Origin of the sequence: Paenibacillus sp. FSL P4-0338, assembly GCF_038002365.1 — a bacterium.
Lineage (GTDB): Bacteria > Bacillota > Bacilli > Paenibacillales > Paenibacillaceae > Paenibacillus_AQ.
This window is the reverse complement of sequence record NZ_JBBOCG010000001.1, coordinates 636,069-653,533: the sequence shown is the minus strand read 5'-3', so window position 1 is coordinate 653,533 and position 17,465 is coordinate 636,069. Positions and strand designations below refer to the sequence as shown.

At 54.2% G+C, this 17,465-nt stretch carries 11 protein-coding genes; 2 read left to right on the top strand and 9 right to left on the bottom strand.

Annotation, left to right across the window (positions count from 1 at the left end; genetic code table 11):
• Positions 1 to 46 precede the first annotated feature (46 nt).
• From MKZ07_RS02735 to MKZ07_RS02725, 3 genes are all read right to left on the bottom strand, one after another.
• Positions 47 to 1,789 carry a sensor histidine kinase gene (locus MKZ07_RS02735; RefSeq protein ID WP_036693430.1) on the bottom strand — a complete coding sequence of 581 codons (1,743 nt, stop codon included), beginning with the start codon at positions 1,787 to 1,789 and terminating at the stop codon, positions 47 to 49.
• A 19-nt stretch (positions 1,790 to 1,808) separates the two neighbouring features.
• Positions 1,809 to 3,374: a response regulator gene (locus MKZ07_RS02730; RefSeq protein WP_036693432.1), complete on the bottom strand. Its 1,566-nt coding sequence runs from the start codon at positions 3,372 to 3,374 to the stop codon at positions 1,809 to 1,811.
• Positions 3,375 to 3,487: 113 nt separating this feature from the next.
• Positions 3,488 to 5,302 (bottom strand): family 43 glycosylhydrolase, encoded by a 1,815-nt coding sequence (locus MKZ07_RS02725; RefSeq protein ID WP_036693434.1) that lies wholly within the window; start codon positions 5,300 to 5,302, stop codon positions 3,488 to 3,490.
• A 171-nt stretch (positions 5,303 to 5,473) separates the two neighbouring features.
• On the opposite strand from MKZ07_RS02725, the gene MKZ07_RS02720 reads away from it, so the two are divergent.
• Positions 5,474 to 6,265, top strand: coding sequence for a helix-turn-helix transcriptional regulator (locus MKZ07_RS02720; protein ID WP_036693436.1), 792 nt, complete (start codon positions 5,474 to 5,476; stop codon positions 6,263 to 6,265).
• Between the two features lie 726 nt (positions 6,266 to 6,991).
• Here MKZ07_RS02720 and MKZ07_RS02715 read toward each other — a convergent pair.
• Complete coding sequence (locus MKZ07_RS02715; RefSeq protein WP_036693437.1) at positions 6,992 to 8,974, bottom strand: glycoside hydrolase family 31 protein; 1,983 nt, start codon at positions 8,972 to 8,974, stop codon at positions 6,992 to 6,994.
• 125 nt (positions 8,975 to 9,099) lie between these two features.
• On the opposite strand from MKZ07_RS02715, the gene MKZ07_RS02710 reads away from it, so the two are divergent.
• Positions 9,100 to 9,990 carry a helix-turn-helix transcriptional regulator gene (locus tag MKZ07_RS02710; protein WP_036693440.1) on the top strand — a complete coding sequence of 297 codons (891 nt, stop codon included), beginning with the start codon at positions 9,100 to 9,102 and terminating at the stop codon, positions 9,988 to 9,990.
• On the opposite strand, the gene MKZ07_RS02705 is transcribed toward MKZ07_RS02710, so the two are convergent.
• From MKZ07_RS02705 to MKZ07_RS02685, 5 genes are all read right to left on the bottom strand, one after another.
• Positions 9,987 to 11,498 (bottom strand): glycoside hydrolase family 43 protein, encoded by a 1,512-nt coding sequence (locus MKZ07_RS02705; RefSeq protein ID WP_341024360.1) that lies wholly within the window; start codon positions 11,496 to 11,498, stop codon positions 9,987 to 9,989. The two genes, MKZ07_RS02710 and MKZ07_RS02705, sit on opposite strands and share 4 nt — an antisense overlap.
• A gap of 18 nt (positions 11,499 to 11,516) precedes the next feature.
• Entirely contained in the window at positions 11,517 to 12,950 is a 1,434-nt protein-coding gene (locus MKZ07_RS02700; protein ID WP_036693445.1) for a glycoside hydrolase family 43 protein, read from the bottom strand.
• A 44-nt stretch (positions 12,951 to 12,994) separates the two neighbouring features.
• Positions 12,995 to 14,014, bottom strand: a complete 1,020-nt coding sequence (locus MKZ07_RS02695) for an endo-1,4-beta-xylanase (protein ID WP_341024359.1) — start codon at positions 14,012 to 14,014, stop codon at positions 12,995 to 12,997.
• 119 nt (positions 14,015 to 14,133) lie between these two features.
• Entirely contained in the window at positions 14,134 to 15,654 is a 1,521-nt protein-coding gene (locus MKZ07_RS02690) for a response regulator (RefSeq protein WP_341024356.1), read from the bottom strand.
• Positions 15,647 to 17,455, bottom strand: coding sequence for a sensor histidine kinase (locus MKZ07_RS02685; RefSeq protein WP_341024353.1), 1,809 nt, complete (start codon positions 17,453 to 17,455; stop codon positions 15,647 to 15,649). The genes MKZ07_RS02690 and MKZ07_RS02685 overlap by 8 nt, the downstream gene beginning before the upstream one ends.
• Between the last annotated feature and the right edge of the window lie 10 nt (positions 17,456 to 17,465).

The window sequence follows — 17,465 nt, the reverse complement described above, 5'->3', positions numbered from 1 at the left end:
TTACATTCCTTCGTTACCCGTAAAATTATGGCTTCTCCTTTGTAAACTATGGATTCGCCGGGATTCTCAGCTCAATCCGTGTCCCTTCCCCCGGTCTGCTGTCCACCTGGAAGACTGCGCGCCCGCCATACAGCATGGTCACCCTGTAGATTACATTTTGTATACCGATACGCTCGCCGATAATCCCCTCCATGTCGAGGTATCCGTAGAGAGTGTCAACCTGCTCACTGCTCATGCCAATCCCGTTGTCCGACACTTGGAAGACCACCTCATCCCCCGTCACGCTGATGCGGATCTCAATGCTGCCGCCTTTTTTGAGCGGCTCGATGCCATGAATACTGGCGTTCTCCACGAAGGGCAGGAACACCATCTTGGGGACTATACAGGCGTAGGCTTCGGGCTGCACCTCGATATGGTAGCTCAGCTTATCCTCGAACCGGTATTTCTGGATATCCAGAAAACAGTGAATAAAACCCAGCTCCTCCTCCACGCTCACCCACTCCTTATTCCAGGTCAATGAGCTACGCAGGATCATCGCCATGCTCTGGATGATTTTGGCCGTCTCGTTCTCCTGCTTCAGCAGGCTCCGCATCCGAATCGTCTCCAGCGCATTGAACAGGAAGTGCGGGTTAATCTGGCTCTGCAGAGCATTAAGCTGCGCCTTCCGCCGCTCCAGCTCCAGCGACTTCTTCTGAATCTCCGTTAGATACACATCGTTAATCAGAGCCTTAATCTGCATAATCATACTGTTGAACTCCAGGGTCAGCTGGCCGATCTCATCGCGCGACTCCCCGTGCATGATCATCTGGAACTGCTGCGTCTTAACCTTTTTCATATGCTTCAGGATCTCAATAATCCGGAGGTTGATCGAGCGGGTAATGATCAGAATAATAACGGTAGGGACAAGCATCATCAGGCAGGCCGACCACAGGATGAAATAGCGGGATTTCAGCACCTCCTTGATGATCTCCTTCTCATTGACCGTACCGACGATCCGCCAGCCGGACAAATAGCTGATACTGCCATATCCCTTCTCGAAATCAATGATATGCTCCTGCTTCAGTGAGGCATACAGCTGCTGCTCCTTCCCCCGCCAGTCTATGGCCCGGTTAGTTGTATATTCAATCCGGCCCTCCGGCCCCAGCAGATACACATCCCCGTGTACGTTCAGATTAGCGAAGACCTCCATCAGATCAATCGTCTTAAAATCAATCTTCACCAGCTTCTCCTTGAGCATCCGGTCCGCGAAATAATCCATCCGCCGCAGCAGCGAGAACGACTGGAACCGGCCGCCTGCATCCTCGATGCGGACGAACAGCGGCTGGGAGGAAGCCTCCTGCATCCATTCCTTATACCAGAGGCTCTCCCGGATCTCCCTGGACAGGATACCGATATTCCCGGAATTCAGCAGTGTGGGGTTATCCACATAGAGGGTCTTGTTTTGCAGCGAGGAAGAGAACGGAGAATAGTTGTTCAGGGTGGATCGCAGATAGAGGTCGTAGGCCTCAACATAGTCTTCGGTCTGTGTGAAGTTACGGTCAAGCACCTCATTGGTCTTGTAATCCGCGTAGAAAAAAGAGGATAACCCCACGGCCTGATCCACGATCAGCCGGAACTCATTCTTGATCTGCTCCACCGCCAGATCGATGTCCTTGATCCGCTGCGCCTTTACATTTCCGGTAATCGTGTTGTAGAAGATCACATTTGTGAGAATGATCGGAGCGATGACCCCGAGGAAATAGACGAGAAACATTTTATTCCTGAGCCGGATATTATTCAGCAGCTTCATGCTGTGCCTCCTCCTGGCATTAACGGTTGCCCGTCCGGTTTCGGTACTCTGTCGGCGTTCTCTGCTCCAGTTTCTCGAACTGGGTGACGAAATAATCGGCATTCTTGAAGCCGACCTGCTCGGCAATTTCATAGATTCGCAGATCGGTCTGCCGCAGCAGCTTTTTGGCCTCGGTGATGCGCAGCTGGAGCAGGTAGTCATTGAAGTACATGCCGTAATTCTTCTTGAACACCTGGCCAAGATAGGCTGAGTTCATATAGAACTGGCCTGCGATCTGCTTGAGGTTCAGATTCTCATGGAAGTTCCGGTCCACGTAGCACTTGATCCGGTACAGCCCGCTGCTGCCATAGCTCTGGTACAGCCCTTGAATCCGCTCCGCCGCTTCCAGCGCAAAAGCTTCGAACAGGGACCTCAGCTCCGCCAGCGTGATGTTATGATCCGTCCAATTCATCATCGGGACAAGACTTGCCAGCTGCTTCTCATCCCCCTCCATGCTCCGTATGGTATGCAACACACTATGGACGCATTGAATGGCAACCGCCTTCATCGCTTCCCGGGAGAACAGCTTCTCCTGAAATTCTGTGAACAGCTTACCGATCGCATCCATCATCTCTGCCTGCTTATTCTCCTCAATCGCTTCAATCAGCGCCTGAAACACCTCGCTGCTGGCATGAATATAGTTCAGGGACAGACCGGCAATATCCGAGGACATCAGGATTGGCTGGGCAGGCCGGACATATTTGTACTCCACAGTCTCCTTAGCCGAGGTATAGGAATGCTTCAGCTCCTGGAGTGAGCTTACCGGCCCGCCCGTATACGCCTGAATCTCCAGGGGGTAGAGCTGGTAGAGCAGGCTCAGACCATCTGTCAGGAAGGTGCGCAGCTCTCCCTTATGGTTCGCCAGATAATGATCCGGCACAATGAAGCCGAAGAACCGCCGATGTCCGTAGACAATAGGAGTCTCTGCTGTGAGCTGCTGCACCGCCTGCCGGATCGCCTCCTTCAGCTCTGCCTTCCCGGGCATAGGCTGACCGCTCCAAGGGAACACATTGTTCACCTCCAGCAGCACATAGGTGAACTGGCGGGCTCCCGCCTCTATCCACTGCTGCTCCCAGGCATCAAGCGCCTCATCCGCCGCTCCCCCCCGGATCAGCGCCTCCAGCCGCTTCTCTCCCTCATGGATGCTCAGCTGGTCATGGAGTTGCTTGCGCGCAGTGAATTGATCGCGAAATTTATGAAGCGCTTTCACAATTTCATGCTCATTAATCGGCTTCAGCACATAGTCCAGCACGCCATACCGGACCGCCTGCTGGGCATACCGGAAATCGTTATATCCGCTGATAATGATAAACTCCGTTCCAAGCTGCTCCTCCGTCACCGCCTCAATCAGCCCGATGCCATCCAGGACCGGCATGCGGATATCAGTAATCACGAGCTGCGGCCGCTTAGCCCGGATCAGCTCCAGCGCATCCTCCCCGTTGTCCGCCTCATCCACAATCTGAAACCCGCTGCCTGCCCAGTCAATCATTCCAATCAGGCCCTTGCGGACAAACAGCTCATCGTCAACAATAATGATCCCGTACATATTGGCATCCACTCCTCCAGTACAATCTTGAAAAAAAGGGAACCCCGGCCTAAGTGAATGGTCAAGGGTTCCCGGATGTCAAGGAATATTATAGAGTTAGACGGGCCTGGAGTCTAGCCTACGATGACTTCCATCGATACCTGCTTCAGGCTCGGATTCAGGTCCTTCTCTTCGGTAAGATCCAGAACCGGAGCACCATCAATGTCAAAATGCACACGCCGCAGGCCGGAGCTTCGTGGTCCCTCGATTCCCGGTCTGGCGTGGTAGGCGTTCCAGATGACCCCGTCCTCGTCCGTTACATAGGAATTATGACCCGGACCATATTCCCCCGCCACACTTCTGGAGGTCAGCAGCGGATAATTGCCCTTGGTCCAGCTGTTGATATCCAGCAGATCAGCCCCTTTGTCTGCGGTCAGCAGACCGACCACATAAGTGGCATCCACCGCTGCACTGGCAAAAGTCACGTACAGCTTGTCTTCAGTGTACAGAGCAAACGGACCTTCATCCACGAACGTATGGTTATTGGCCCAGCCGTAATCCGGCCGGGTCAGCAGCACCGGATCACTGGTCAGCTTCCACGGCTCCTGCGGGTCAATCGTGGCGATGTAGACCCAGGCTCCCAGATCCACCGGCAGGAATTGGCGCTCCGACCATGCGGCATAGAGCTGGCCGTTCCAGCGGATGACGGTCATATCCAGCGAAATTGTTGCGCCTGCTTCGCACAGATAGCTTCCATCCTTCTTCACTACCCGGCGGGGCCTGGACCAGTCCGCAGCATTCATGGGATTGCCTCCCGGACTCAGCTTCATCACATGTGATTCTTCATGGAAGAACTCGCCGGGTGTTGCAGCATGGAAAATATACAGCTCTTCTTCAATGATATGGAGTTCCGGCGCCCACAGCAGGCCGCCAATCTCTTCATAAGTGAAGGCATCGAGGATCAAGGCTTCCTCGGCTGTCACCAGACCAGGAATCGTATCGGCTTCCCTCATATACAACGTATGTTCCTTATCTGCATCATTAGTCGCAATGAAGTAATATTTCCCCTTCCACTCTGCAATGCAGGGGTCCGCACGGTTAAGTGCAATCGGGAATGGAAAGTGATCCTGATGGATCTCCCCGGAGATGCTGTAGGTTCCGGCCTTGTCCCAGTTGATGGCATCCGTGTTCCAACGGACTCTTTTGGCAGCCTCCGTTCCATCACTGTATAGGGCCGTTGCCCGGATCGCCTTCACATCCTCCACCGATGCCGCATTCACACGGTCCGGTACTACGACAGCAATATTCTCCGGTACCGTAAGCTTGCAGAAGAGTCTGCGGGCTATCTCGGCGGAGACAGCGATCCTATTACGCGGCTGGATTCCTTCGATATCAGTCTGCACAGCTTCCAGCGTGAACGGCTCCGCTTCCACCGGTGCTGAGACATTCGTAAGGCTCATGATGTCGGCAGTGAAATTCTCATAGCCCTGGCCCTGCCCGTCTATCCATTGGATCAGGTAACCGCTGCGCTCCGTGTCATAGGTGCAGGAGACATCGCTTACATGAGTGTCCGCCTTAAGCTCCAGCAGTCCAATCTCACTGTATTGCAGCAGATCGGCCGAAGTGAACAGCAGCACCTTCCCCTTGCTTTGTTCGTCTGCTTCCCCGTCAGCCTCGGTGCGCACAGCAATGACGCCGAAATTCCCGTCTGCCAAGTAGAAAAGATACGGCTTCTTCAGGCTTTTGGCCCGGAGCGTCCCATCCTCATTCTCCTTCGCCTTGGCGAACAGGACACCCGAGTTATGATTCAATGCCTGATACTGGCCCCCATCGGTCTTATAAGCCAGGTGCATACTGTAAGCCAGCTTCGAAGCATACACGATATCCTCCTGCGGCAGTCTTGTATAGCAAAGGATATCTTTCCGATCTTCGTTTTGTTGTGGTATCATGGATTCATAATCTTCCTTCCTATTGATAATTTCTAATAATTATAATTACGAACTGTTCGATTAACCTTCAAATTTACTCTTATGTCCACTACAAATTATAGAGATTCACTGACATGCTAACAATGATATTTACTGACCATTAATTGATCTATCCGAAGAAAGGAGAAGCCCATGCCCACAATTCACTACGTGGAATACGATGCCGCACATCCGGCCAATTTCGTCTACAGTATCCCCGAAGGACTGGACGCCTGGCTTCTTGTCCTGACCCAGACTCCCGCGGTGTTCGAAGTGGACGGTGAATTGAAGGAATTTCCCGCTCACTCTGTCGCTCTGTATCCTCCAGGGCACAACATCTATTACCGCGCCTGCTCCAAAAGATATGTCAACGACTGGGTCCGTTTCGATGCGGATGAATCCTATATCACCGAAAGCGTCCTGCCGCTCGGCAGTCCATTCTCCCTGCCCGACCCCGGATATTGCCATCAGCTGTTCCAGCTGCTGACGCTGGAGAACTCGTTCCAGAACGACTACCGGGAGCTGTCCATTGACTACCTGTTCCGCCTCTTGTTCAACAAGCTGTCCGAAGCGTCCCAGGACAAGCTGACGCCACAGTATTATAATCTGCTGGAGCTGCGCAAGACGCTGTACAGCAATCCCGGCCACCCCTGGACCGTATCCTCAATGGCCGGATATCTGCACATCAGCACCGGCTACCTCCAGACCATCTACAAATCAGCCTTCGGCATCTCCTGCATGGAGGATGTCATTCAATGCCGGATTAGGCTGGCCAAGGAGAAGCTGGGCTTCGGCCAGCACAAAATCGCCGAGATCGCCGCTCTCTGCGGCTACGCCAATGTCGAGCATTTCTGCCGCCAGTTCCGGCAGTTGACCGGCTTCTCTCCCCGCGCCTACCGGGAGCGGCTGGCTTCCAAACAACCGCTGATTCGGAAGGAGACGTAGGGGGGAATCGACATTTCAAGAATGCATGAACTGGCTGCCACAATGGCGCATTCAAGTAACATTAATAATTATATAAATTGAACTACTGGTTTTTATGTTTTAGGAATAGCCGTGACTCCAGAGAAGTTTTGGACTTCCGGCCGCTGTTGTGCTTGGATTTCCTGATTGAAACCGCTCCTCGCGGTAGAAATCCAAACACAAAGGCGGTCGCTACCGCTCCTCCAGTTCCAAAATTCCCCTCCGCCACTTTCCCTTAACTTAAGTTTTTTAGTTCAATCTATATAGTTGGAAAAACGCAACTTAATTGTGATCATTCGCAGCATCTGAAGGAAATAGTTGGATAAACGTCATTTAATTTCGCGCATTTCCTCTGCTCTGATTGATTTGCAGCAGATTAAGTGCTGTTTTTCCATCTGCTATCCGGCGACGGCTCCTCCGTTCCTCAGCAGGTGGAGAATTTCCAACTAAATCCGGCTTAAGGCCAGGAAAGCATCATGCCCAAGCTGATCCAAGGTTTCTTTAACCCCTGTAATGTTTACCTTTGCGCCATGCACCTCTAAGCCGGCCCAATGTGTTCGATTTTTCGCATACATTTGGTCCACACAGTAGAGCAGCGACCCTCCACTATCAGGAGAATCGCTGCTCTACTTAGCTTGTACCGTTGTGAGCAAGCAAGAGTATAGCCGTATTCAATGGCCTTACTCTTCTTGCCTTATAATTTCCGCCTTACTCCTCAACCCCGCCAAGCACAGGCAGCACGGCACCGTCCCGCACAAACAGCGGAATCTGCGTGAGCGGCGCGTCGACCATAATTGCCTGTCCGCCAGCATAGGCAGTACCGGTATAGACATGGGTCCACTCTGAGCCGGACGGCAGGTACACCTTGCGTGCCCGTTCACCCTCGCCCAGCACCGGGGCGACCAGCAGGTCGGGACCGAACATATACTGGTCCTCGATATCCCAGGCCGCCGGGTCCTGAGGGAAATCATAGAACAATGGACGCATAGGCGGCGTGCCCTTCTCATGTGCAGCCTCCATCAGTCCGCGGATATACGGCTTCAGACGCTCCCGCATCTGCATGAACTCCTTGAAGATGACATACGCCTCATCCCCGTAGCTCCACACCTCATTATCCGAGCCGCTTCCGCATACGCCCCCACCCCGTGTTCCGGTAGGCTCAACAAAAGGTGAACGGTCCCCGTGCAGCCTGAATACCGGAGAGAACGCACCATACTGGAACCAGCGGACCATCAGCTCCCGGAAGGAGGCGTCTGCCGGATTGCCGCCGTGGAAGCCGCCAATGTCGGTGGTCCACCATGGAATCCCGGCCACGGCCATATTCAGTCCGGCCCGCACCTGAATGCTGAGCACCTTGAAGCTGGAGTGAATGTCTCCAGACCATACAAGCGCCCCGTAGCGCTGGCTGCCCGCCCAGGCGGTACGGACCAGATTGATAATATTCTCCTGGCCTTCAGCGGCCATGCCGTCATAGAAGGTCTGGCTGTATTTCATCGGATAGATATTGCCGATCTGCTTGCTGGAGCCGATATGATAGCGGTAGATATCATGGTCATAGACCGTCAGCTCCGGCTCCGCCTCATCGAGCCAGAAGACCTTGATCCCTTTGTCATAATAATTCTGCTTAATCAGACCCCACAGGAATTTGCGGGCCTCCGGATTCGTCGCATCGAAGATCGCGTTCTGGCCGAGGAACTGGAATTGGGTCCGCACCCCGCGGTCCGAGCGCAGCAGGTACCCTTTTTCCAGCATCTCCTTATAATTCTCGCTCTCCGTCTGGACAGTCGGCCAGACCGAGACCATCAGCTCAATGCCCAGCTCCTGCAGTTCCTGCACCATCGCCTCAGGATCAGGCCAATATTCCGGGTCGAACCGCCAGTCCCCCTGATTCGTCCAGTGGAAGAAATCAATGACAATGACGTCAAGCGGCAGCCCCCGCCGTTTATGCTCCCTCGCCACCTCCAGCAATTCCTCCTGCGTACGGTAGCGGAGCTTACATTGCCAGAACCCCATGCCATAATCCGGCATCATCGGCACGGTTCCCGTAGCCTTGGCATATGCCTCCTCGATCTCGGCAGGCGAGTCACCGGCAGTGATCCAATAATCCAGCTGCTTGGTGGACGGAGCTGTCCATTCGGTCACATTCAGACTGAAATGCGCTTGTCCGATCGCCGGATTATGCCACAGAAACCCGTAACCGGCGCTGGACAGCACGAACGGAATACTGATTTGACTGTTGCGGTGGGTCAGCTCCAGCGAGCAGCCCTTCAGATTCAGGAAGGAATGCTGATACTGCCCCATGCCGTACAGCTTCTCTTGCGGGTCCGCTTCCAGCCGGAGCTTCACGGAGAAGTCACTGCTGCCGGGGATGGCGCTTAGCTCTCTGCCCCCGTATTTTAACTGATAGGTATCCTCCGTCTCGTTAAGGAGCAGCTTGCCATGCTGGTTATAGAAGAAGATCTGCCCCTTGTCCGTTATTTCCGCCCGGATATTCCCGTTCACAATGCTCGCGCGCTCTGGGGTAATCGATATATGACTCAGCGTCTGCACAGCAGGCAGAAGTGCCCACTGCTCATCGGTAATCTCCGCATACGAAGCCCGGATACGCAGCGAATGCTCTCCCCAAGGCTCTATCCAGACTCTCTCATGATCATATTCTCTGATTAGTCTGCCATTCTCTTCACGAAACATAGCGCGATCCCTCCAACAGTTCTATAATAAGGTTGCAACCACATTATAAAGAGTGCAAAGCCGCTATACTATACATAAAAGTACGCATCTATCATACGATATTACGATTGTGTGGAGGGATTAAGATGAGTGGAGCGTTCGAGGACAAGCCTTATCCATGGAAAAAAGAGCACACGGAAATTCCCGAGGGCCTGTTCCCCATCAATGTATTTCATATCTGCTTTCCGGACCGCAGTATTATTCCGCCTCACTGGCATGACCATCTCGAATGGATTCTCGTGACCAAGGGCCGCTTCCGCGTCCAGGTCGGCCCCCACTCCAGAGAGCTGGTGCAGGGGGAGCTTGCCTTCGTCAGCCGTCCGCAGATTCATGCGGCCTATCCGACAGAGGATGGCAGTGAGCTGTATGCGGTTGTCTACAACGAAGCATTGCTGAACGGTATACGGGACCTGACTGAGCTTCAGCATATCCGGCCGCTGCTCTCCGGTGAAATCAGGCTGCCTGCCTTCTATGGGGCGGACCAGCCGGTTACCCGCCAGATCAGAGGATGCATTGAACAGATTATTTTCAGCTACCAGAGCAAGAGTCCCGGGTATGAATTATGTATAAAAGGCGGCCTGTTCTCTTCCCTGGGTCTGGCTTATCCCCTGGCCGAGTTCACAGCACCGCCTTCCAAAAGAGACCGGCAGGAGACAGGCATCCAGCCCCTGCTGATTCACCTTAGCAACCATTTCCATGAACCGCTGACCGTGGAGGAGGCCGCACGGATCTGCTGCGTAACCCCCAACTACTTTTGTCATCTGTTCAAAAAGAACACCGGCAAGACCTTAATCGAATATGTGAACATGCTGCGGGTGCATGAGGCCAGCCGCCTGCTCCAGCTTCGCCGGTATCCGATTCAGGAGGTGGCCTTCCGGGTCGGCTTCACGGGCCTGACGTATTTCGGAAGAATATTCAAGCAGCATACATCGATGACACCCAGCGAATATGCTTCCCATTTCCAGACCCGGTCTTAATCCTGCCGGTGATAACGGAGATAATCGAAATCGGCATAGCCGCCGGGCTGCCGGGTCGCATAATTGAACAAGCCGATCCGGTAGCCCATGAAATGATCGAGCGTATATTTCATATGCAGCGTCTGCCCGATGGGATGCCAGACCTCACCGCCCCCTGAGTAGAAGAACCGGGCCTCGTCCACACCATCCTCGAAGTTGAAATCGACTCTGAGGCAGATACACTCACCCGTGAACGGGATACTCTCCACCACTTCAACGCCGTCGTCACCCTGGATACACATATCCACGGTGAACTGTCCCTGCGCTCCGGCGGCCACCTCAACCGTGCCGTACCCGGACTGAAGAGCTACCATCCCGGCCCGGTCACCTTCGTTCATGCCGCCCAGATACAGCATCGTCTCGGCACTGCAAGCCGGACCCTCCGTCCGCTGGGTCAGCGTATTGCGCGCCGTTACGACGCTATCAGCTGCCTTGCCTGTACGCAGCCGCAGACAGCCCGGCCGCTCGGTAACCGACCATAGCCCGTTATCGGGATTATGGTTCCATTGCCACTGAAGCGCCAGCCGGTTCTCCGTATAGTCGAACTCATCGCTGATTACAATCGCCTTCGGCTCATCCGCAGGCAGCTTCGTCCCGAAGCTCAGCGGAGCCTTGCCGCCATCCCCGATTACCGGCCAATCGTTCTCCCAGCTCACAGGGAATACGCAGGGAACACGTCCAACTGCCCCGTGATCCTGGAACAGCACGGCGTACCAGTCGCCGTCCTCAGTATCGATCAGCCCGCCTTGCGCTACACCGCGATTCTCGTAGCCCAGGTTATCGTCCAGAATAACCTTGCGCTCATAAGGACCGAGCAGCTCCCGGGACCGGTAGCATAGCTGGCGTCTGCGCATGTTGCCCTCTGCCGGCCATTCAATGAAGAACAGGTAATAATACCCGTCACGCTTATGGGCATGACAGCCTTCCATCCGCAGCATAATGCCCTGCCGCTCGCCTTCCAGCAGCAGCTGCTTCGTTCCGCGGCTCATCCATCCGGTCAGGTCCTCGTTCAGCTCCCGGATGCGGATATCCCCGTTGCCGTAGATCACATAATTGCGGCCGTCCTCATCCAGCAGCAGCGCCGGGTCATGGTGCAGATCCGGGATGACCGAACGCGCCCACGGTCCATGCTCGATATCCCGGGTCTGGTAGATGTAGAACTGGTCTGTATCATTGGAAGAGAAGCATACATAATAGATTCCGTTCCTGCACCGCAGCGAGGCAGCCCAGGAACCGCCGCCGTAAATCCCTTCGCCGTCCTCCAGCCGGAAGGCCGGAGTGTCCTCGAAGGTATCAAAGACGTAACTCACAATCTCCCAGTCCTTCAGATTCACCGATTTCATAATCGGACAGCCCGGCATCGAGTGCATGCTGGTGCTGACCATATAGAACACTGGACCGACCCGGATCACATCCACATCCGGGACATCTGCCCATAGTACTGGATTAGTAATGATGGCTGTATTCAATGTGCCGCCTCCTTGCTGTTAGTTATGCTGTGGTGTGAATTGCCAATGGGCCAGCTTGAACAAGTCCTTACCGCTCTCTGCTGTGAATACCAGATAGAGGTTATGCACTCCCTCCGCTCCCTGGACCACCGTCTTCAGCTCCAGCCATTCCTGCGCTCCGCCTGCCGCCGGAACCTGCAGCTTGCCGATAACTGGACCTGCCGGGTCATTCAGATGCAGCTCCAGCACGCCGCCCGCTTCCAGACTCAGGACCGAGGCCTGGAATGACTCGGCTCCGCTGCCGAAGTCTACCCCGGATAGTCCGATCCAGCCGCCGTGCTCCACATCCGTTACGGCCTGAACTCCGCCCTCGGCCAGGTATTCTGTCTTCACCCCTGCGCTCCAGCCCATCGTTGCCGCCGGAATACGCTCATACGGGTTCAACGCTGCAAGCTGCTGCACACCTTCGTAATCCGCATGGATTTCCGGAATGGAACCGTCCTCATTATGAGTCAGGCGGTTCAAATGTGTGGAGCGGTAGCCGTTCGCAATCCCTTGGGCCTTGGACAAGGTCTGGGCGTGATAAGCAATATACCAGCTGTCATGGAACTGGAAGACCGCATGATGGTTATTCCCGGATACGCCGAAGAAATGTCCCGGATTCTTCAGGATCGTGTGTTGATACGTCCAGGGACCCATCGGATGCTCACTGGTCATATAGGCGATCTCTCCCGCAGGAGGGCTGCCTTCCGGCCGCTGCCCGTCATAGAAGTTCGAGCAGTAGGTATAATAGTAGACTCCGTTCCACTTATGGATTCCGGCATCCTCGAACATGAACGGGGCCGGAATCACTTTCGCGCTGCCCACCACGCTGGTCATGTCCTCACCCAGCGGCATCACCCGTGCTGTGCCCGGCTCGGCGAACTGTCCTTCCGGGACGCCGCCTCCGAAGTAGATATACCCCTTTCCGTCATCATCTAACAGCACCGCCGGATCGAACAACCAGGTAACATCCTCTACCCCAGGTGTAGAGCGCAGAATCAGTGCCTCCCCGATCGGGTCCACCCATGGACCCACCGGACTGTCACTCGACAGAACACCGATGCCGCTGGCATTATTGGCGAAGTAGAGGAAAAACTTGTCCTTGCCGTCAATTACGGTATGAAGCGCTGCCGGTGCCCAGGACTGGGTTGCCCACTTCGCTGCACCCTCCGGTCCGGCTACGGCTATCGGACCATGATCGGTCCAGTTCACCAGGTCAGCGGACGAGATTACGGTAATCGTATTAATGCTGCTGTAGGAGTTCTCCTTCACCACACCATTCTCATCATACTCCAGCGCATCATTGGTCATATACAGATAGACTCTGTTTTCGAATACCAGGGCATAAGGATCGGCTCCGTATCTGTGTGCCACCAGCGGATTGCCGCTTGGCGGTACCTTGCCGGTAGCCTGCTTCAGTTGAGTTGTCATTTGATTCCCTCCAGATATAATAAGGTGTCCAGCTTACAATAATATTAGGATTGCGGTGCGGCCAGCTCGGCCAGCCGGGCGAATGAAGCCTTTGGCTGCTTCTGCTCATCGAACAGGAACGGCCAGTTCTTGCGTCCCCGGACGGGGAAGCCGTCCAGCCAGGTATAATCATCGGCCACGCCCCAGAAGGTCACCGAATCAATGGAGTCTCTGAATTCCAGCAGTAGGGCGAAGATCTCGGCATAACGCTCCTCCTGAAGCTTCAGCATTTCAGCTGTTGGCGCTTTCAAGTCCGTGCGTTTATCGTCATGGTTGAACACGGAGAGATCCAGCTCGGTAATGTGAATCTTGAGCCCCAGTGATGCGTAGAGCTTAAGCGCATTGCGGATTTCCTCAACGGAAGGGCCGTAGATATTCCAGTGTCCCTGCATGCCGATCCCGTGAATCGGCGTATTCTGATCCAGCAGGCTGCGTACAAGCTTGTAGATTTTGCCGCTCTTGACAGGATCGGTCTCATTATAGTCGTTGTAGAACAGCAGCGCGTCTGGGTCTGCCTGATGTGCCATTTCAAAGGCCTGACGGAGATAATCCTCGCCGATGATCTCAAGCCACTGCGTATCCCGCAGGTACTGGTCTGTTTTATCCTCAATCGCTTCATTTACTACATCCCAGGCATACGCCCGGCCCCGGTAACGGCCTACTACCGTGTTAATGTGGGTCTGCAGGCGGGCAAGCAATTGCTCTCTGCTGCAGGCTCTGCCTTCCGCATCCTGGAACATCCAGTCTCCGGTCTGGTTATGCCACAAAAGCGTATGCCCCCGGACACCGATCCCATGCGACTCTGCGAATTCGAAGATACCGTCCGCAGCCTCGAAGGTGAATTCGCCCTCCTGCGGCTGAACCAGAGCCGGCTTCATCTCATTCTCGGCGGTGATGCTGTTGTAATGCTTGGCAATGAAAGGACCCTGGGCAGCTATAATGCCAGTACTGACGGCAGCCCCTATTTTAAAGGCCTCCCGGAACATTTCATGTAATGCAGGAATTTCGCTGCTTGCTTGCTTCATTTTTGCTAACCTCCTGTATTTGACAACATTTTTTTGGACAACTCTCTCTATCATAACGCATTTGTATGCGTTTACCATCACCAAAGTAAATAGATGGACCCCAAATAAATAATTGCACCCTATTTCTTAGCTCCCTGAGCCTGTGCGCGGAACTGAACGGGCTTCAGCGCCGTCCGTTTCTCGAACTCTCTTAAGAAATGGTGATAGTGAACGTAACCGACGCTCTCCACAATGCTTCTGACTGTATCCTGAGTGTCAACGAGCCTCTGCTTGGCCGCTTCAATCCGCAGATTATGAATATACTCAAGAATGCTGATACCGTGCTTTTTAATGAAGGCTTGGCCCAGATACACCGGATTAATATAGAAATGCTCTGCAATCTCTTTGACCGTCAGATGCTCCGCATAATGATCTCTCAGGAAGCATTCCACGCGGATCAGCGGATGCTCGGAGTTACGCTCCTTGTGCTGGCGGATATAGTTCATACTGCTTCCCAGCGCCTTCTCCAGGGTGACTTGCAGGTCTTCCAGGGACTTCGGCTCGGTTCTGAAAAAATCAAGCGTGCCGATCCACTGATCGTCCGCGCCACCGAATTCCTTCAGCAGCTCCATGCTCCGCAGCATGATATCCATGCCCGTCATCTGGACGACTCCGGGATCTGTCCGGTTCTCTTTGAACACGCTGAACAATTCGCCCAGCTTCTCCGCGGCCTTCTGCTCCTGTAGCCGCTCCACTGCGCTGATAATCTCCTCAATCAGCTCTGCGGACGGAAGCGTGTAATTCACCTGTCCCTCAGCTTCACTGGCCGAATCCACCGGGCCGCATTCGTCCGAATAGAAGTAGTGGCGGGCCGCAGCGTCTGCCGCTTCGCGGTAGGAGACCGGCAGCTCGCGGAGGGAGCGCACACTTGGTCCAATGCTGACCGAACCCTTTACTCCGCTGATGGTCAGCCCGGCGTATAGCTGCTCCGCCAGCCCCGCCGCCGCCCCCGAGCTCTCCACGACCAGCCCGGCCTGATCCCCGGGGAGATCAATGAACATCGCACCAGCCGGTCCGGCCAGCTCCCTGCACAGCTCCGTAATCCGGCTGCTATGACCCTCCACATGAACATACGTCCAGCCCGTGGCCGTCTCATCCAGGCAGTCCATCTGCTCAGCTGCTTCTTCATCCGGCTCCGCCCAGTGCCCCTCAAGCATGCGCGCAATTGCAAGCGGCAGCAGCCGGCTGGTCAGCATGCTCTGCTGCATGGTCTGCTTAAGGCGCAGCTCCAGCTCATCCGTAATGTCCGTAAGCACCTTATCCCATTCCGCATCCATGACCGGCTTCAGCAGGTAATGTCTTACCCCGTAACGGATGGCTGTTCTGGCATACTCAAATTCGCCGTAGCCGCTAAGCACGATGAAGACCGGCTGCTCCATATCAAGGCTGCGTACGCGCCGGATCAGCTCAAGCCCGTCGATCTCGGGCATGCGGATATCCGTAATCACCAGATCGGGCGAGCTGCGGATAATGGCAGCCAGCGCTTCCTCCCCGTTCTCACAGGCGCCGCATACCTCGAAGCCCAGCTCCTCCCAGTCAGTCAGCGTCCGCAGCCCCTCTAAGGCAATCGTCTCATCATCAGCAAGCACTACTTTATACATGAGCTCCCTCCCCTATCGGAACCAGACTCAAATCCTCGGGAATCTGGATGGTAATGACCGTGCGTTCGTATTCGATGCTCTCAATACTGAATCCAGCCCTGCCGTCATAGTACAGCATGAGGCGTTTGTACACATTGCGGAGCCCGACATTCTGTCCCGTATCCTCTTCTGTCTCCAGATGGGACTTGATCCATTCCAGCTTCTCCTTCTCAATTCCTTTACCGTTATCAGTCACCATAATCAGCAGACCTGTCTCATTCCGCGAAGCGGACACGTGAATTTCCCTTGCCCATTTGACCGACTGCAGACCATGCTTGCAGGAATTCTCCACCAGAGCCTGTATACTCATCTTGGGAATCCGGCAGTTCAGCACCTCAGGCGCAATATCCAGCACATAAGAGAACCGGTTCTGGAAGCGGAACTTCTCAATCTGCAGATACATCTCGATGAAGGATACTTCCTCCTCCACCGTAATGAGATCATCCTTCCAGCTGAGCAGCCTGCGCATAATCAGGGCCAGATTGCGGATGACATCGGTAACCTGTTCATATTTATACTTCTTACAGATGACCAGGATCGCATTCAGCGTATTAAAAAGGAAATGAGGGTCCACCTGGCTCTCCAGATATTTCAGCTCCGCCCGCACCCGTTCCAGCTCCAGATCCTTCTTCTGAATCTCCAGCTTGTAGACATCATTGATCAGATTGCGGATTTTGCCGGTCATCAGATTGAAGCTGCGGATCAGACCGCCGATCTCATCTTTCCCTTCATACATATCAATGCTCTCGAATTGCTCATATTTGACCTGCTTCATATGTTTGTAGAGCAGCCGTACCCGCAGATTGTAGGAACGTATAATGACGATCATGAGCAGCGTGGGAAGGATGATTGTCAGCAGGAGCAGAATCAGCGAGTTCCTGAGCGCACTCTCCATCTCATGGTTGATCTTACGTCCTTCGGGAGTGCCAACCAGCCGCCAGCCCTTGGTGTAGGCCGCACTGCTGAGCGCCCGGACAATCTGCTTGGGCGCCTGGTCAAGGCTGGTGTCCACATTCAGCAAGGCACTGCCATCCAGTGAGGAGAAGGAACGGTTCGAGTCCAGTACGACCCGGTTCTTCTCATCCAGCAGCTTGAAATCCAGATAGTCACGCTCCTTCTGGAAGAGGTCCTGCACATTGTTCAGCCGCAGATCAATCCTCAGATACTTCGTGTAGGGCTGGCCCGTGAAGTTATCCAGCTTGCGGATCAGGCTGACGAGCACTTCCTGCTGCGGCGGATTCAGCGGGTTGGTTCCCTGATAAGAAGTGAGCAGCACCTTACCTGTGCTGCTTGAGATTTTGCGGTACCATTCACTCTGTTTATCCGCGTACGAAAGAATGAAGTAGCTGTTGCCGTTCTGGATGGTCGGATTAGAGGTATATATGCCCATCCAGGAAATATAGGAGTGGAGCGTGCTGTACTGCCGCAGCTTATCCTTCAGAGAATCATTATAGGCATCATAATAAGCCTCATTATCCGGGTAGGCGTAATCCATCATCTCCATGTAGGGCCGGTCCGCAGCCACAGTATTGCTGATCGCCACACATTCGTTCACGATCTGCATCAGGTCATAGGCCACCCGGTCTACCGAAATCTCCAGATTATCCCTCTCCCGTGCCTCCACATTACGGCTGATCTGCACATAAAAGAGGGCATTGATGCTAAGTATGGGGACAAGCACACACAGTAAGTAGATGAACAAAAACTTGTATTTGAGCGGAATATCATTGATGAAGGCAGATGGCTTCCGGTTATTCTTCATGCAGGCCCCT

Excerpts from the sequence above, each read along its gene's own strand:
- MKZ07_RS02735 (WP_036693430.1), bottom strand. The coding sequence starts at position 1,789 with ATGAAGCTGCTGAATAATATCCGGCTCAGGAATAAAATGTTTCTCGTC.
- MKZ07_RS02730 (WP_036693432.1), bottom strand. The coding sequence starts at position 3,374 with ATGTACGGGATCATTATTGTTGACGATGAGCTGTTTGTCCGCAAGGGC.
- MKZ07_RS02725 (WP_036693434.1), bottom strand. The coding sequence starts at position 5,302 with ATGATACCACAACAAAACGAAGATCGGAAAGATATCCTTTGCTATACA.
- MKZ07_RS02720 (WP_036693436.1), top strand. The coding sequence starts at position 5,474 with ATGCCCACAATTCACTACGTGGAATACGATGCCGCACATCCGGCCAAT.
- MKZ07_RS02715 (WP_036693437.1), bottom strand. The coding sequence starts at position 8,974 with ATGTTTCGTGAAGAGAATGGCAGACTAATCAGAGAATATGATCATGAG.
- MKZ07_RS02710 (WP_036693440.1), top strand. The coding sequence starts at position 9,100 with ATGAGTGGAGCGTTCGAGGACAAGCCTTATCCATGGAAAAAAGAGCAC.
- MKZ07_RS02700 (WP_036693445.1), bottom strand. The coding sequence starts at position 12,950 with ATGACAACTCAACTGAAGCAGGCTACCGGCAAGGTACCGCCAAGCGGC.
- MKZ07_RS02695 (WP_341024359.1), bottom strand. The coding sequence starts at position 14,014 with ATGAAGCAAGCAAGCAGCGAAATTCCTGCATTACATGAAATGTTCCGG.
- MKZ07_RS02690 (WP_341024356.1), bottom strand. The coding sequence starts at position 15,654 with ATGTATAAAGTAGTGCTTGCTGATGATGAGACGATTGCCTTAGAGGGG.
- MKZ07_RS02685 (WP_341024353.1), bottom strand. The coding sequence starts at position 17,455 with ATGAAGAATAACCGGAAGCCATCTGCCTTCATCAATGATATTCCGCTC.